Source organism: Malonomonas rubra, from assembly GCF_003247215.1.
Taxonomy (GTDB): domain Bacteria; phylum Desulfobacterota; class Desulfuromonadia; order Desulfuromonadales; family Geopsychrobacteraceae; genus Malonomonas; species Malonomonas rubra_A.
The window spans coordinates 1-15,648 of record NZ_QKAP01000012.1 but is presented as its reverse complement, the minus strand read 5'-3'; the positions used below and the strand labels follow the sequence as shown (position 1 = coordinate 15,648).

Below are 15,648 nucleotides of genomic sequence, written 5' to 3'. Positions count from 1 at the left end.
ATAGATCCCTTTTTGCGCGAACAGGTAATGTTTGCCGTCTGCTTCGGTTTCGGTCACCTTGCCGAATTCCTTTTTTAGCAGGTCGCTCAGTCGGTGCGAGATCTGGTCTGCACCTTCCTTAACCGAGTACTCGGCGCGATTGGTCGAGTTCTTCAGGATACCGGGAGAGGCAACCAGTTGCGGTTCAGAGACAAACTTCCAGACGCGAGGGAAATGTTTGATCGAACAGCAGATCAAGTTGACGCTGAACAGGGCTAGTAGACCGATGAACCACCATGAGTGGTACATATCGACAAACTGCAGTTTGACAAACAACTCGTAATTGGTTTGACCGTATTCCTTGATATAATCGGCGGCCGACGCGTTTTGCTGAATGACGGTTCCGATGATCGAGGTGACCGCCAGTAGCAGCATAATGATAATCGTCAGTTTCAGGGAACAGAAAAAGTCCCAGATACGATCAGTAAGGCTTGTTTTCTTCTCTGTCAAAACAGAATTCTCCTATCATAAGTCCATCATCAATTTGTAAAGATGACAGATTTGGTCACTATAGTCAGCGTAGCTGACTGTCGTCAACTGGTGAAAGAGAAGAATCTCAACAGAGCAACACTGTCGCGCGGATACAGTATTGGATTTGTGGGGGGCGAGTTGAAACCGTGGCCTGTAGTCTAGCTGCCGTGTGCCGAGCGATCCGCTGCAATTCTATTGCACTGCCCGCCCGATACTGCGGCTCTGGTTGGCGCGATCCATTGTAGAGCGGTTGCGGCAGCTTTGCCAGACGGTAAAATTCTGGGCCACCCAGGTTGCGGTGATGGGGCAAGCGCTGGTGGCAGGCCTTGTTCAGGCAGTTAACTGTGGAAGAGCTATGGTTGAGGGACGGGTGGCAAGTATTGACCCGGTCCTTTTGTACATTGAAAGAAGCAACTGGCTGTAGAACATCGACCCGTGTCAGACAATCGAAGGCACACTGGAGGCTGCCGCTGACCAGCAGGATGGCCGTCAAAATCGATAACAGCAGGAAGTTTGTGATATTGGTGCGTTCGGACAAAGGTTAGCTCTTTCGTCAAAATACAAAGCGGCACTATAGCGCGCGAAAGGCATTCCATGCAAGTGAAATGCCTATTTTCTGTAATGGATTTCATTTGTTGTTTTAAAAAAACTGCCTGCAGCGAATCATCTGCTGCCAAACTAGTGAAAATCATTTGTTTGCTTTTTATAAGCCTAGATCTTGTAACTTTTCCACCAGCTTCGTTTGTTCGGAAGTCAATGTTTTTGGTATCTCCACCTCGATAATCGCATAGAGGTCACCGGCTGGTCTTCTGCCTGATGCTGCTACGCCAAAACCCCGTAGTCGGATTTTCTGTCCCGGTTGCATACCGGCTGGAACCTTGACCCGTTTCGGGTTCTCTAGGGTTGGCACCTCGACGCTAGTGCCTAGGCAGACTCCGCTGAAAGGAACCTCAACCCGCACCAGCAGGTCGCTCCCTTCGCGGGTGAACAGCGGGTCGGGATCGATTTCGATTTGCAGAAACAGATCCCCTGGGGGACCGCCAGTCGGGTTCGGCCCGCCTTTGCCAGCTACCCGTAGCTTGGAACCGCTTTCGATGCCGGCCGGAATTCGAACCTTGATCTGTTCGACCCGGCTGTCACTGCGGTAGTCGATGCGTCTTTCCCCGCCCTGTACCGCAAGGCGAAACGGGATGTTGATCTGCATCGAATAATCCTGCCCCTTGCTCGGCCGGCGCGCGCCACCCCGAGCCCGGCCACCGCCGAAAAGTTGGCTGAACAGATCTTCTCCGCCGAAGCTACCAAAGATATCGCCGAAATCCATATTGCGGAAAATATCTTCCTGGCTGAAACGCTGGTGGAAACCGGTGTCGCCGAACTGGTCGTACTGGCGTTTTTTCTCCGGGTCGGAGAGGACGGCGTATGCTTCAGTGATCTGTTTGAACTTCTCTTCTGCAGCTTTGTCGCCTGGATTACGGTCCGGATGAAATTTTTGCGCCAACTTCCGATAGGCTTTTTTTATTGTGGAGGCATCGGCGCTGCGTTCGACGCCGAGGGTTGAATAATAATCTTTTGCCATTTGAATTACTCCTGGGTTGCAACTGCTGAATGCATAACTATATGGAGCAGGCCGGGAGGCGTCAAGGTTTTAGCGGTATACCAAGATAACCGCTGCTGCTGCTTGACCAATGAGGTTTGGAAGAGTAGTATCCTTGATCGATTAATAGTCTTTTAATTTTAGACCAGGAGCAGATATGACCCGTGTCGTGATCATCGGAGCCGGGATTTCCGGATTGGCAACCGCTTACGCGGTGGAACAGCTTGCCGCGCAGGCCGAGTTGGAGGTGCAGACTTTGGTACTGGAAAAGCTGGATCGCACCGGGGGGAAAATCTGGTCACGGCGCGAAAATGGATTTCTCTGCGAGTGGGGCCCGAACGGCTTTCTCGACAACAAGCCGATGACTCTGGAATTGTGCGACTCACTCGGGATTAGCGATCAGCTGCTGCGATCAGATGATAACGCCCGAAAGCGCTTCATATATTCAGAACAGGTATTGCATCAGTTACCGGAAAACGGACCGGCGTTTCTCAAATCGAAACTGATCTCCTGGCCGGGCAAGTTACGGCTAGCCTGCGAGCCGCTGATTCCCAAACGCACCGACCAGAGTGACGAGACATTGGCAGAATTCGGACGGCGTCGGCTGGGCAATGAAGCACTGAATAAGCTGATCGCGCCGATGGTTTCCGGCATCTTTGCCGGAGACCCGGAAACCATGAGCTTGAAGAGCTGTTTCAAAAGGATTTATGAGCTGGAACAGGAGTATGGCGGTCTGATCAAAGCGATGGTCCGCTTGGCGAAGCAGAAGAAGGCCGACATCAAGGCGGGTAAGGCGGTGGCCAGCGCGGCTGGGCCAGGCGGGATTCTGACATCCTTTCAGGAAGGGATTCAGCAGTTGACCGAAGGTGTCGGCAAAGGTCTGCAAGGTGAGATTAAGCTGACCAGCGCGGTGAGTAAAATTGAGCAGAAATCGGGCGGCTATATACTGACTCTGGAAAGTGGTGAGCAACTAGACGCGGAGATTGTGGTCAGCGCCGTGCCTGCTTATGCCGCAGCGACGATGCTGGCAGAGAACAGCGAGAAAACCTCGGCCATGCTCAAGCAAATCCCCTACGCGACGATGAACGTGATCTGTTTCGGATATCAGCGTGAACGGATTACTCATAATCTGGATGGTTTCGGTTACCTGATTCCGAAAGCGGAAGGTCGCAGCACCCTGGGAACCTTGTGGGATTCGAGTATTTTCCCGAACCGGGCTCCGGAAGGACATGTGCTGCTTCGTTCGATGATGGGCGGGGCAACAAATATGGGGGCGATCGACCTCTCCGAAGAGGAGGTCAAAAAGCGCACCATGGATGACTTGTGGCAGATCATGAGGATCGCCGCGAAACCGGACTTCGTGCGTATTTTCCGCCACCCTCACGCGATCCCCCAGTATACACGGGGGCATGCAGCTCGGGTTGAGGCGATCGAGGATTCCTTGCGTGGACAGCCGGATTTGCTGTTGACCGGAAATGCCTTTTTCGGGGTCGGCTTGAACGACTGCGTCAACAACTCCAATTTGACCGCACAGAAAGTGATTGAGCGGTTGAAGATACATCAGTCTAAATGTTGAGACAGAAAAATCGGCCTTTTTGCTTTGCTGTAATTTCAGTGGCTTAGCGGAAGGGCCTTTTTCTTATGTGGTCTCTTGTCTTGGACGATTTTCTGCTCCAGAGTAGGCATCAAAGTGGCAGATTTAACATTCGGGACAATCTTGCTATAAACCCGCCCACCACGTTTTAAAATCGCGAATACAGGGACTTTCCCGGCAGCACCTCGGCCTCGTTTGCCATTGCGCTTGCCCCTGAAGTATGACCCGTCGACTTCGATCTAGCCATAGAAGGGTTTTTCGTCTTCAATGGCTTGACAGATCAGTTGTCGGAGATGTTGAAAATAGTAGGCAGCAGTGTTGCGATTGACACCAACCAAGGCTGCTGCAGACCGAGCTGTTGAACCCGAGATAAAGTGTTTGATGAGTCGGTCTTGTTTGGCCTGACTCAGAAGGCTTTTTCTCATACTGCTATCCTAGACGAATTTCAGTTATCTAGGATAACTCCAACATTTTTATTGCTCGAAAATATTATAAGGATCATGACTAGTTGAGAGTTCGATTCCTGAGAATTTTGAGCTATGCAATACAGCAATATTGTTTATAGATGAAGTGATAATAGTTGTCTTGCCTCCACTGGTTAATATCGTTACAGAGTACAGGATTTTCAATAAAGTCTTAGGCCTGCCAGTGCTTGAGTGTTTCAGGAGTCCTAGAGGGATGGTTAAATTTAAATATCCCGCCTGCCCAACTAAATAACTTCTCCTCTCCGCCTACTAGGTTGCCCAATGGCACATATCCAGTGTCCAGCATTTCTTTAACCTATATATGCAATCAAATAGTAGGGAATAAATTTTTTTTCTTGACAAAGGTGGTCTGGAACATTAATTTGAAAACGGTTTTCAATATCGAGGTGAAATTGCGGATGACATTGCCCCATTCAATTCACTGATACTTACCAATAATCAATCACAGGCTGCGCACCATAGGAGAATGTTTATGCAACTACATTTAGGTGAGTTATCGGTCGGAGAAAAGGCTGTTGTATCAGGCTTTTCTGCTGGCCAGAAGGAATACCGTTCGAAGCTTCTGGCAATGGGCGTGACAAAGGGGATCAAGTTGGAGCTGACCCGAGTCGCGCCGTTGGGAGATCCTCTGGAAGTTAGTGTGCGAGGATTTTCGCTGAGTCTTCGTAAGGCAGAAGCGGCTGCAGTGTTGGTTGAAAGGAGTTAGTCCAATGCAGAAGAAACGCTTGGTAATCGCTGTCGCCGGAAATCCGAATTGCGGTAAAACTACTCTGTTCAACGAGCTGACCGGTTCGCGCCAGATGGTTGGTAACTGGCCTGGGGTTACAGTTGATCGCAAGACCGGCTTTTATGCATTTGAAGGGCATGACTTCGAGTTGGTCGATATTCCCGGAATATACTCCCTCACAGCTCATTCAACAGATGAAAAAGTCGCTCGCGATTATCTTATTTCTGCCACCTACGATCTGATCATCAATATAGTCGATGCAGCCAATATAGAGCGTAACCTCTACCTGACAACACAGTTATTGGAAATGCGTGTGCCAATGGTTGTGGTCCTCAACAAAATGGATGTTGCCAAATCCCGGCAGATTAGAATCGATAGCGATGAACTGGCCGAACGGCTCGGAGTGCCGGTCATCCCAATCTCGGCTGTGAAACGGAATGGCCTCAGTTTGCTGAAAAAAGCAATCCACCAAGCAGCCGAGCAAAGCCCAATTTCTAGGGCAGATGTGCTCTATCCAGCTGAAATTCAAGGAGCGATCGCTTCTCTGGAGGAGCAGCTCAAACCGCTGGCCGACAGTCGAAATCTGAAGGCCGATTGGTTGGTGATGAAGCTGTTGGAGGATGACCCGGAATATCTCGCACTTCTGACCGCTGAACAGCATGAACTTGTTGTTGGTTGGCAGGGTGACCTTGCCCGTCAGCTTGACGAGGATGCAGATATCGTAGTGGCTGACGCTCGCTACAATTTTATTCATTGGTTGACCGAAGGTGTCGTCAAGCACGCTACTAAAGTGACAAAAACGCTCACGGAAAAGATCGATAGGATTGTTCTTAACCGGGTGCTCGGATTGCCAATCTTTCTGCTGATGATGTACCTGACGTTTATGTTCACCATCAATGTCGGAGGTGCTTTTATCGATTTTTTTGATATTGCGGCTGGTGCGATCTTCGTCGATGGTTTGGCCAACCTGCTGAACGGCATCGACACTCCTGCTTGGTTGATCGGAATAATTTCGACCGGAATTGGAGGCGGTATCCAGACTTTGGCTACCTTCATCCCACCAATCGGGTTTATGTTTCTTGCTCTGGCAGTGCTGGAAGGCTCCGGCTACATGGCCCGGGCAGCTTTCGTCATGGATCGTTTCATGCGTATGCTTGGTTTGCCGGGGAAATCATTTGTTCCGCTTTTGGTTGGGTTTGGCTGCAATGTGCCGGCGATTATGGCGACACGTACCTTGGAGAACCAGCGCGATCGGACCCTGACCATCATGATGAACCCCTTTATGAGCTGTGGCGCCCGGCTGCCGGTCTATGCTCTATTCGCTGCTGCGTTCTTCCCAGTCGGCGGCCAGAATGTTGTCTTCCTCCTCTATTTGGCAGGAATTGGTTTTGCTGTTTTGACCGGCTTGGTCCTAAAACATACTCTGCTGAAAGGGACGATCACCCCGTTTGTCATGGAGCTGCCCCCGTACCATGTGCCGACTCTCAAGTCAGTGTTGTTGCGCACCTGGGATCGACTCAAATCTTTTATCCTCAAAGCGACCCGTGTCCTAGTGCCGATGGTTGCGCTACTGGCGTTGCTCAACACCATGTCACTCGACGGCAGCATAGGTCACGACGACAGCGCCGACTCGCTACTTGCTTCGGTCAGCCGCAACATCACTCCGGTGTTTGCGCCGATGGGTATCTCTCAGGAAAACTGGCCGGCAACGGTCGGAATCTTTACAGGCGTTTTCGCCAAGGAAGCGGTTGTCGGCACCCTTGATGCTATCTACCTGCAGAATGAGAACCAAGTCGGCGTCACTACTGGTGACGAAGCGCTTGAATTCAGCCTGAGCGCTACTTTGCAAGAAGCAGTCGCAACCATCCCGGAAAACCTCGCTGGGGTTGCTGACAATTTGGCCGACCCGTTGGGGCTGAGTATTGGAGATACCAGCAGCCTCGATTCTGCAGCTGAAGAATTGGCTGTCAACGCAGGAACTTTCGGGGCAATGGGCAAGTTGTTCGACGGCCAGGCCGGGGCTATCGCCTACATGCTGTTCATTCTGATGTATTTCCCCTGTGTCGCTGCCATGGCGGCGGTTTATAGGGAGACCAATAAGCGCTGGACCCTGTTCATCGCTGCCTGGACCACCGGCTTGGCTTACGTCGCCGCAACCAGTTTTTATCAATTGGCCACCTTTACTCAGCATCCGACCTTCTCCAGCCTTTGGCTGGCCGGGAGCGCCATCCTATCAGTTCTTGTAGTTCTACTGATGCGCAGCTTAGGAAATGATTTACGTGGTGTCGGTAAAACAGTTCTGGCTAAAGCTTAAGGAGAATAAAAGATGACCCCGAGTGAAGTGAAACGTTACCTAAGTGAGCGCAGTTTGTCCTCTTTGACCGATATCGCCCTACATTTCGATTTGGAGCCAGATGCTGTGCGTGGATTGCTCAGTCACTGGATCCACAAGGGGCGGGTACGACTGCACAAGGATGAAGGTTGTGGAAAAGGTGGTGGCTGTGGTGGCTGTGGCAGTCACAGCAGGGAAGTTTACGAGTGGCTGAAGTAGGAGAGGTAGATGCATATTCACAAACTTGACCAGTGGCACCACCCGCATGATTTTTTTAGGCACGACGAGAAAAACGAAAAGAATACCCGGAAAGTGATGGGGCTGACGGCTGTTACCATGGTCGTGGAAATTATTGCCGGGGCTGGTTTTGGCTCCATGGCGTTATTAGCCGATGGTTGGCACATGGGCACCCATGTAGCAGCCTTTATGATCACATTATTTGCCTATCGTTACTCACGCAAGCATGCCGACAACCCGGATTTTAGCTTCGGCACCGGTAAGATAAACCTGCTCGGCGGCTTCGCCAGCGCGGTGGCACTTTCGGTGGTGGCATTGATCATGGCGATCGAATCAGTTGGAAGGTTTTTCGCTCCGGTTGAGATTCATTATGGACAATCGATGCTGGTAGCTGTGCTCGGTTTGGCGGTCAATATATCCTGCGCTTTGTTGCTCCATGGCGGGCATGACCATCATCAGCATAGCCATGCCAGTCACCATCACCACGAAGATCACAACCTTAAGGCCGCTTACTTCCATGTGCTTGCCGATGCCCTTACATCGTTGCTGGCAATCATTGCGCTGCTATTTGGGAGTCTGTATGGCTGGTGGGCACTCGATCCGCTGATGGGAATCGTCGGAGCCTTGGTGATTAGCCGCTGGGCCTGGGGGTTGCTAAGAGATAGCAGCGCTTCGTTGCTCGATGCCGGGGTCGATGCTGAGTACCGACAGCAAGTTCAGCAGGTGATCGAAGCGGATGCCGACAACCGCGTATCTGATCTGCACGTCTGGAAGGTGTCTCCACAGCATTTGGCGGCGATTATCACTTTGGTCACCCACTATCCCAAACCGATCGGAAAATATAAAAAGCTCCTGAGCGGTTTCGAGCAACTGAAACATATAACCATTGAGGTGATCCATTGCAAAGAGGAACCTTGCTTTCCTTTGGAGCAAACCCGCTAATCAGACCGGTTTTGGTTTAAATGGGAACGGGGAATTCGATTTCAAAAGTAGAGAATTTTTAGAAGAAATCCAAAATTGTAAAGATCATTTTTTTAGCTCATTTTCATGCATGGGAAACCACCCTTTTGCTGGTTTCAGGAGGCCGAGGCGGGAGAGGCGAAAAGCCGCTGGTAATCTTCTTTGATCAGCTCGTAGTGGCCAAGAGTCGATTCGATATTGTTTTCGATCACAGCTCGGGCTGCAGGGCTGGTTAGTTCGGCCAGCTTCATTTTCAAACTGTTGGCCATCTCCTCCTCCAGCTTTAAAGCGGTATAAAGAGCAGTTCGTTCGTTGAGTCGGTAGAGAAATTTTGGGTCGAGCGTATTAATGGTGGTGTGCTGTTCCGGAATCTGTTTCGCCAGCGCTTCGAATTCTGGCAGGTCGTTGTCCGGGTAGATATTATAAAAAGTGCGGGCGTGCTCCAGTTCTTCCTGAGCAAGCAGGTTGAAGTGGTAGCAGGCGCTCTGGTCCTTGATGAAGCGGCTGGCCTGCTGATAATAATGCATCGCTTCCAGTTCCGCATTTAGCATTTTCAGGATTATCTGTTTCAGCTCATGATCTGCCATTTGAAGTTCCCTCGTTTTGGGTCAGTCACCGTTTGCCGCTCCGGCTTGTTTCTGCAGAGTTTCTTCCCCCAGTTTTTCTGCGGGGACCTTGACCGGAGAATGGGGCAATTGTCGAATACCGCCGGTCTGAGAATTCTCAATGATCGAAACCGGTCCATTGATTTTCTTTGACTTCTTCGCTGGGTTCACCGAGGTTTATCGTCACGCCCTCTTTAATTGAGGTCAGGGCGTTGATCGAGCCGGTCGCCTTGATTGTGAAATTGCGAATTTCGTTGGCGATATGAACATCCTCCCAACATTCGACGGTGATATGGTTGAGATATCGGGCCGTCAGGTTCCCTTTGCAGCGGATTAAGCCGAAACTCATGTCAGCCATCGAGCCGATGGCCACCGGGCCTTCCGATTCCAGCTTGCAGGCACCCACCGAGCCGGAGACGCTGATCCCCTTGGTCGCCTTGATTTTGAAAACGTCCAAGCCATCTCCTTTGACTTCGACGAAGCCGTTGAAGTTGATATTGCCGGCCTTTAAATCGACGTCGCCCTTGAGGACAAATCCTTCGACAATGGAGAGAATGTTTTTGTCGAAGGAGACATGGCACGCTTATACCGCAAATGCATTGGTGCCGTTGTCGCGGATTTCAACACCGTTACCGGCTAAGACACCTGCAACCTTGCCGGCTTTGGCGAGGATCGGTATGCCGGTAATGGTTTTGCCATTTTCTCCTGGCTTGGGTAGGTAAATGGTGCCGATCAACTGTTCCTGTTTGACGTTGGTGAAACTCTGAATGTTCTTGAAGTCGACCCGTCCCGGATCATCTTCTTCGAGTTCGATATTCCCTTCGTCCCCGGTTTCGACAAAAAGCTCGAAATAGTCGTCGATCAAATTTGTCGCTTCGATCCCGGAGGCAAGCGAGACATTTTGCGGATTTTCTCCGTTTGCGGCCTCGGTGCAGAATTCAGCGATCTGTTCCTGATCGACAGTCTCTGAAATGTCGAGCATTTTCAGTAGAGTGATCAACTCATCCTGCGAGATGCTGTGCTCCGGGTTATGCACTTCGATGCTGGTACGACATTCCAGTTGCCCCTTATGCGATTTGATCCCCAAGTCGAGCTTCTTCATTGATTTCACTGATCAGTGGCGTGTTGACAGCGACACCTTCCGCTTGTGACGTCATGGATCAGTTACCCTTGAAGGAATAAACGATAAAATTATCTATAGCTAACGATACTATGCTTGTCGGTTGTTTTCCTCCGTTCCTTTAGCGATACATCCAGCAAATTATGTAACTTTTCGTTTCTTGACCTGAGTCTCGGGGCTAGGTATCCTCCAGCAGCGCTTTTTTAGGAGGAGTTCGAATGTCGGAAGTATTTCAACGATTTAAGCAGGACCTTGCTGAGGTCTGCTGGAAGGATCTGCGGATTCATTTGCAACGTGATGCGATCATCATTGTTGCTGAAGAGCTCGATTTGGTGGAGGTTGCGGCGGTGGTCGCCGAGGATAACAAGCACAAAGTGGCAAATTGGATCGGGGAAGGGCAGTTGGTTAAGCCGACTGCAAAACAGCTTAGTGATTGGGAATTAGACTTGAATAAACCGTTTCGTATGCTGATTGTGCAGCCTTTTATTCTCGTGCAAATGGTCAATCATGCTTGATCGGTTCGTGGAGAAACTCAGCGCCTATCGCTCGGAGGGGGTTTTCAACCCCTGGGGGGAAAGAGACGCACAGCATGATCTTGACCGGAATGGCCCCGAAATTCGTCGGCACCAACTGCAGAAATACCTTGCTGAGCGAATCGGCCAGGCCGAGACGCTACTGCTGGCAGAAGCGATCGGTTATCAGGGGGGACATTTCAGTGGCATTCCGATGACTTCTGAGCGGTTGCTGCTTGGCGGCTTGAAGCACAAGCAGCTGCATGCCGGGCTGGTTTTTTGCGATCTGTCTCCGCAACGCACTAGTCGGCCCGAATTGCGGCCGCTCGGCTTCACTGAGCCGACAGCGACCATCGTTTGGGGATTTCTGGTCGAGCAGGGTATCGATCCGCGCTCGGTGGTGTTATGGAACGCTTTCCCCTGGCATCCTTACCACCCACAGAAGGGGCTGCTCAGCAACAGGACGCCGACCGATGATGAACTGGCTGCCGGGCATCAGGTGTTGCGGTGGATGCTTGAATTGGGACAGTTTCGGCAGGTAGTTGCTGTAGGTGAAAAATCGTTTGCCCAACTTCAGCAGCTGGGAATCCCGGCGACCAAAGTGCGTCATCCGGCCAATGGTGGGGCCGGAAAATTCCGCACGCAGATGCTGGAACTGCTGGAGACATAGGTTGAAAAGAATATCTGGTGAGTTTTTCACCGTTGTGCTGGTACAGCTGATGGCGGTGGTTGAACATTAGTCTGTTTTGCCAGATGCAATTCAGTAATCTTTTCTTCAGACAGCGGTTTGCTGAACAGGAACCCCCTGCATCCCGTTGCACTCTTCTTTTCGCAAAAATATCCGTTGCGCTTCCGTTTCCACCTCTATTGCGATGTTCCGGCGACGCTAATTGAGAGGAGTGTTAGCTTGGTGACGTCGGTTTGAAAGGTATAACCGCGGATTTCATAGGCAGCTGTCGCAAACAGCTTATATAAATTGGTTAACCGCAGCAGCCAGGATGCTTTGGCAATCAGGGTGGTACGGCCTTGGACATCGGCTATGCTTGCGGCAAGGTATGAAACGGCTGCTGTTGATCCTTTTTTAGTTGCTTTTGTTGGTCGGTTGTACTGGGGTTTCTTACGGTGCGATGGAAGAAGTTGGCATCCCAAGCGGGATATCTTGGTCGATCGGGTTGAAGAGGTGTGAGACAGCCAACTGGAAACCAAGGAGCAATTTGTTTCCGCTCTTGAACAGTTCAATTCGGTTGTCGCCTTTGACAGAGGTAAGATTGAAGACAACAAGTACGAGCAGTTAAATGCGACGCTTGAGAAGAGTGAAGAGCAGGCGGATGAAGTTCTCAGTCGGATTGCCGAGGTCGAAGATGTTGCCGAGGTGCTGTTCGATAAGTTGGAGGGTGACCTCGATCAGTATTCCAGTGCCAGCATGCGTAGCGCCAGCGAGAAACAGCTGAAACAGACCCGTAGTCATTATTACAAATTCATCAGCGCGATGAAAAAAGCTGAAGCGAAGATCGATCCAGTCCTCAACCCGGTGCGCAATCAGGTGTTGTTTCTCAAGCATAACTTGAACGCGCGGGCGATCGCCTCTTTACAGACTGAGCTCGGGAATATCGAAACTGATGTTTCCCGACTGATTCGTGATATGGAATTATCCATCAAGGAAGCAGATCAGTTCATCAGTGCTTTGAAAGCAAAATAGCTCTGTTTTGTAAGTCGAAATTTCAAGCTGAAGTTTTTTCAGGGGAGGATGAATTCACGTCAATACGGGCATGATGTCTCATGATGAAGAAGTCTATTAACTAATTCCAAAATTCTCTCAACAAGAGTTCCTTGTTCGCATCGGTAAATGGATAACTAAATCGTTTGGTGTTGCTACTTGCTTGATCAATTTCTTCGGTGAACATCCCTATCTGCAAACCCGTGGGCTTCAGCCCTTCTAGTAGTTGGTATACTTGGGCATTGACTTCATCGGGAGTTAAGTGGCGATTGTCAATTTCGGACTGCATGTTTCTTTCGTACAATGAGTACTCAGAAGGATTAATAGACAACAGGGTAAGGTACTTGATGTTAATGTTATGTAATAATTCCAAGGTCCCAACAACGTGCTGTTGCGAGAATTTCAAGCCACCTACTCCTGGCATCAACATAGCAGACACTTCGATATCCGCCTTAACCAACTTCTTCGCAGCTGCTATTATTTCATCGCGGGTACAATCCTTACATATATAATTCAAGACTTCGTCGGACCCGCTCTCCAGCCCCCAGTAAATCAAGGTCAAGCCTGCCTCTTTGAGCTCTTTCAACTCATCAACAGACTTTGCCAATATTGAAGCTGTCCTGCCATAAAGAGAAATCTTCTGTGGATTGAAGATGTTGCTCGCATAATTCAGTGCTCTCAGGAGTAATTCGGTATCAACCCCCAACGAGTTGCCACTCCCGATGAACAACCTCTGAATGCGTGATTTTTCAGATTCTATGGAAACAACAACTCGATTTACATGTTCTTTAAACTCGTCAAAAGATTTCGTCACGAAAGTCTTGTCAGCGTACTCGGAGCAGAAAGTACACCTGTTGTAATCACATCCAGTTGTTAACTCTAAACGCAAAACATGTGCTTTCCTCTCAGATGGAGGTGAGGACAAGGTAGGAGAGCTGAACAAGCTTATGTCCCGATAGGTTTTGGCCATCTTAGGAGCAAGAACGGGAAAAATTTGCTCAAGGACACCGACAAACTCATCCCCTTCAATCTTTAAAAAACCTTTGTCGATCAGAAGGTTAACTGCGAGATTCGCGGTAAAAGAATAGACTGAAGAGTCGATGCTGGTTTTCATGGCTCTCAGCATGGAATCATTGAAAAAGTATTGAGCCACGCCACGAATATCCTTATGTCTAGCGAGAAGGTTATCCACGGTTAAAACCTGGAGCTCTTCATCAGGAATTTCCGTTGCATAGATATCCAAACCATAACGCCCGGCAGTGGAGTAAAATTTAACCTTTGAGACCCCGGCCGATTTTTCTATTATAAAACCTTCGCTCCCTGGCTTAGCATAACAGCTGCCACTGTCCAGCCTCACACTAATCCTGGCACCTTTTTCTAAAGAGGAGGAATGCTCAAGATTTAAAGAGCGAATCAGGATCGGTAGCAATTGATTTTCTAAATCAAGGTAAGAGATCTTGTTTGAAGCATTGCCAAGGTCATCTATTTCGCAATTGATCCGGATTGCTAAAGAACGAACTGCCTTTTTTGCCACTTCGAACTTGTCATCAAGCTTATTAAATATCGATTCTATTTCATTAAAGTAAGGCAGTAAGCTGGAAATTCCATGGTTCCTGAATTTGCGAATTAATTTTTCCTGCTCGATTCTCTGGCCGTAAATTTGCCTTAACATCCACAGTAATTCATCACGACTAACATACATACATTCGCTGCCTGACAAAATTTTAAATAGCCTAGATCTCGGACAGGATATAGGGAAAATCGAGATTACAATCCAAGACTATTATTGATAGATGAAGTGCTTAGTAGGTGTGTCCAGCATTCATAATGGCCTATAACACAGAATTTTATCAAAAAAAACTCGGCCTTCCCAGCATTCCGGTATTCTTGCCCCAGTGTCTTGACGGTAGTCACTTGTTCAAAATTCTGCAGAAACCTAAATAATATATATACTTATACTTCGATGCAGCAACGCCCAAACCTATAAAAAGGGAGATTGATATGAATGCAAATAAGTTTTTGCTCAAAGAGAAGGGCAAAGGTTTTGTTATCAGTCTTCACGGCGAGGGGGATTCCTGTGCAGCTAAAGTTGTGATTTTCAATGCTTTTGGCAGGCACCCTAAGTGTTCTCAACTTTGGAGTTGTGGACCGCGCTGACATTGAAAAGGGCCAAAGCTATAATTTGCGAAACGATGACCTAATCACAAAAGGGTAACAATGAAGTTTTTTGTTTTACTCGGAGGACTCAACGCATTTCTTTCCGTAGCTTTGGGTGCCTTCGGCGCTCATGGCCTGAAAAATAAGATTTCGGCAGATATGCTGGAAGTCTGGCATACATCCGTTCAATATCATATGTTTCATTCGTTAAGTCTTATATTACTGGCAATATTGATTCACTTGTTTCCACAAGTAACCACGCTTAGAATTTCTGGGTGGATAATGGTTAGTTTGCCCAGCGGAGCTGGCAAACCCGGCTTGCTGAAAGAAGCAAGCGTCGCCCCGATCAGGGGGAAGACAATCCGAATCGCAAGGGCGTTGCTGGCAACGGCAGGGTCTGAAGGAAGCGATAGGAAGTGAGCTGCACATAGCAAGCGAACCTGATTCGGCGCTACGAGTGGGTAAGCGTGCAACATAACGTGAAGCCCGATACCTGATCAAATTCGTAGCGTGATTGAGGATGCGGTAGCTTACAGGGAGCCGGAAGGTAACTGGGGAAGCCTCGTATTGTCCCGATATTTTTGGTCAAAATATCGGGTAAGGAAGTTTCAAGGGGGGACTCAAGGTCTTCTGATGCGGTGCGAGGTGGCAGATGATTCCGTAGTAGTGATGAAGTCCCGGCCTGTGAAAGCTGGTAACAGACTGGAGGGTAAAACCGGGATGACCTGCCGTCTGATCGGCAGGAGCCGGTGAGCGCCAAAAGCCTCATCGGAATGCGAAGTGAAGTTCATTCGAAGATTTCTGGAGTTTATGAGAACACGCAGCGCTTAAGCACAAGTTACCCGAAGTAGGGTAAGACTTGGGACGGACGGTACAACCGGGAACGGTTCTCTGTCTGCCTGGGCCGCTTAACGGAGTAGCCAGATCAACCAACCGTATATTGCCCGCAAGGGATAGAAGGCGATTGGCCCTGGTGAAGTTTCGAAGGTGTTGTAGAGTCGCGAAACAGAAGGAAGTGCAGGGGAGGGAGCGTTGTAGACCCCGCCTGTCTCAGCGTGATTGAGGGAGGATGGACAGGAGCCGTGTACGAGGCCCGTA

17 protein-coding genes and 1 pseudogene are annotated in these 15,648 nt (G+C 49.5%); 9 read left to right on the top strand and 9 right to left on the bottom strand.

The annotated features are described in order from the left end of the window. From Q7J88_RS01010 to Q7J88_RS01000, 3 genes are all read right to left on the bottom strand, one after another. Positions 1-489, bottom strand: a 489-nt coding sequence (locus Q7J88_RS01010) for a cytochrome c biogenesis protein ResB (RefSeq protein WP_303720289.1), incomplete at its 3' end; no start/stop codon positions are given. Between the two features lie 106 nt (positions 490-595). After that, positions 596-1,048 carry a hypothetical protein gene (locus tag Q7J88_RS01005; RefSeq protein ID WP_303720288.1) on the bottom strand — a complete coding sequence of 151 codons (453 nt, stop codon included), beginning with the start codon at positions 1,046-1,048 and terminating at the stop codon, positions 596-598. Positions 1,049-1,213: 165 nt separating this feature from the next. Continuing rightward, positions 1,214-2,086 (bottom strand): DnaJ C-terminal domain-containing protein, encoded by an 873-nt coding sequence (locus Q7J88_RS01000; RefSeq protein WP_303720287.1) that lies wholly within the window; start codon positions 2,084-2,086, stop codon positions 1,214-1,216. Positions 2,087-2,261: 175 nt separating this feature from the next. Between Q7J88_RS01000 and hemG the strand changes: the two genes are divergently transcribed. Further along, positions 2,262-3,680 carry a protoporphyrinogen oxidase gene (hemG, locus tag Q7J88_RS00995; protein ID WP_303720286.1) on the top strand — a complete coding sequence of 473 codons (1,419 nt, stop codon included), beginning with the start codon at positions 2,262-2,264 and terminating at the stop codon, positions 3,678-3,680. Between the two features lie 86 nt (positions 3,681-3,766). Here the strand turns inward: hemG and Q7J88_RS00990 are convergent. Further along, a pseudogene (locus tag Q7J88_RS00990) lies at positions 3,767-4,123 on the bottom strand (transposase); the annotation flags it as partial. A 532-nt stretch (positions 4,124-4,655) separates the two neighbouring features. Between Q7J88_RS00990 and Q7J88_RS00985 the strand changes: the two are divergent. From Q7J88_RS00985 to dmeF, 4 genes are read left to right on the top strand one after another with little or no spacing between them, the layout of a single operon-like run. After that, complete coding sequence (locus tag Q7J88_RS00985; protein WP_303720285.1) at positions 4,656-4,889, top strand: FeoA family protein; 234 nt, start codon at positions 4,656-4,658, stop codon at positions 4,887-4,889. Positions 4,890-4,893: 4 nt separating this feature from the next. Continuing rightward, entirely contained in the window at positions 4,894-7,224 is a 2,331-nt protein-coding gene (feoB, locus tag Q7J88_RS00980; protein ID WP_303720284.1) for a Fe(2+) transporter permease subunit FeoB, read from the top strand. A 12-nt stretch (positions 7,225-7,236) separates the two neighbouring features. Then, complete coding sequence (locus Q7J88_RS00975) at positions 7,237-7,461, top strand: FeoC-like transcriptional regulator (protein ID WP_303720283.1); 225 nt, start codon at positions 7,237-7,239, stop codon at positions 7,459-7,461. A 9-nt stretch (positions 7,462-7,470) separates the two neighbouring features. Further along, a complete protein-coding gene (gene dmeF, locus Q7J88_RS00970) occupies positions 7,471-8,421 on the top strand; it encodes a CDF family Co(II)/Ni(II) efflux transporter DmeF (RefSeq protein WP_303720282.1) in 951 nt (316 codons plus the stop codon). Positions 8,422-8,555: 134 nt separating this feature from the next. On the opposite strand, the gene Q7J88_RS00965 is transcribed toward dmeF, so the two are convergent. The 3 genes from Q7J88_RS00965 to Q7J88_RS15295 form a co-directional block, all read right to left on the bottom strand. After that, entirely contained in the window at positions 8,556-9,026 is a 471-nt protein-coding gene (locus Q7J88_RS00965) for a ferritin family protein (RefSeq protein WP_303720281.1), read from the bottom strand. A 136-nt stretch (positions 9,027-9,162) separates the two neighbouring features. Further along, the gene (locus Q7J88_RS15300) at positions 9,163-9,591 is read right to left on the bottom strand and encodes a FapA family protein (protein ID WP_369681938.1); all 429 of its coding nucleotides are present in this window, start codon (positions 9,589-9,591) and stop codon (positions 9,163-9,165) included. 36 nt (positions 9,592-9,627) lie between these two features. Continuing rightward, positions 9,628-10,146: a flagellar assembly protein A gene (locus Q7J88_RS15295; RefSeq protein WP_369681937.1), complete on the bottom strand. Its 519-nt coding sequence runs from the start codon at positions 10,144-10,146 to the stop codon at positions 9,628-9,630. A 236-nt stretch (positions 10,147-10,382) separates the two neighbouring features. Between Q7J88_RS15295 and Q7J88_RS00955 the strand changes: the two genes are divergently transcribed. The 3 genes from Q7J88_RS00955 to Q7J88_RS00945 all read left to right on the top strand — a co-directional run bounded on the left by Q7J88_RS00955 (position 10,383) and on the right by Q7J88_RS00945 (position 12,375). Beyond that, positions 10,383-10,679 carry a DUF2288 domain-containing protein gene (locus Q7J88_RS00955; protein ID WP_303720280.1) on the top strand — a complete coding sequence of 99 codons (297 nt, stop codon included), beginning with the start codon at positions 10,383-10,385 and terminating at the stop codon, positions 10,677-10,679. Next, the gene (locus tag Q7J88_RS00950) at positions 10,672-11,346 is read left to right on the top strand and encodes a uracil-DNA glycosylase (RefSeq protein ID WP_303720279.1); all 675 of its coding nucleotides are present in this window, start codon (positions 10,672-10,674) and stop codon (positions 11,344-11,346) included. Before Q7J88_RS00955 ends, Q7J88_RS00950 begins: the two co-directional genes overlap by 8 nt. Positions 11,347-11,871: 525 nt before the next feature. Then, the gene (locus Q7J88_RS00945; protein WP_303720290.1) at positions 11,872-12,375 is read left to right on the top strand and encodes a DUF2959 family protein; all 504 of its coding nucleotides are present in this window, start codon (positions 11,872-11,874) and stop codon (positions 12,373-12,375) included. A 100-nt stretch (positions 12,376-12,475) separates the two neighbouring features. Here the strand turns inward: Q7J88_RS00945 and Q7J88_RS00940 are convergent, their stop codons facing one another. After that, positions 12,476-14,095, bottom strand: coding sequence for a radical SAM protein (locus tag Q7J88_RS00940; protein WP_303720278.1), 1,620 nt, complete (start codon positions 14,093-14,095; stop codon positions 12,476-12,478). A gap of 515 nt (positions 14,096-14,610) precedes the next feature. Here Q7J88_RS00940 and Q7J88_RS00935 point away from each other — a divergent pair. Continuing rightward, entirely contained in the window at positions 14,611-14,970 is a 360-nt protein-coding gene (locus Q7J88_RS00935) for a DUF423 domain-containing protein (RefSeq protein ID WP_303720277.1), read from the top strand. A 488-nt stretch (positions 14,971-15,458) separates the two neighbouring features. On the opposite strand, the gene Q7J88_RS00930 is transcribed toward Q7J88_RS00935, so the two are convergent. Further along, the coding region (locus tag Q7J88_RS00930) for a hypothetical protein (RefSeq protein WP_303720276.1) at positions 15,459-15,648 on the bottom strand (190 nt) is incomplete at its 5' end.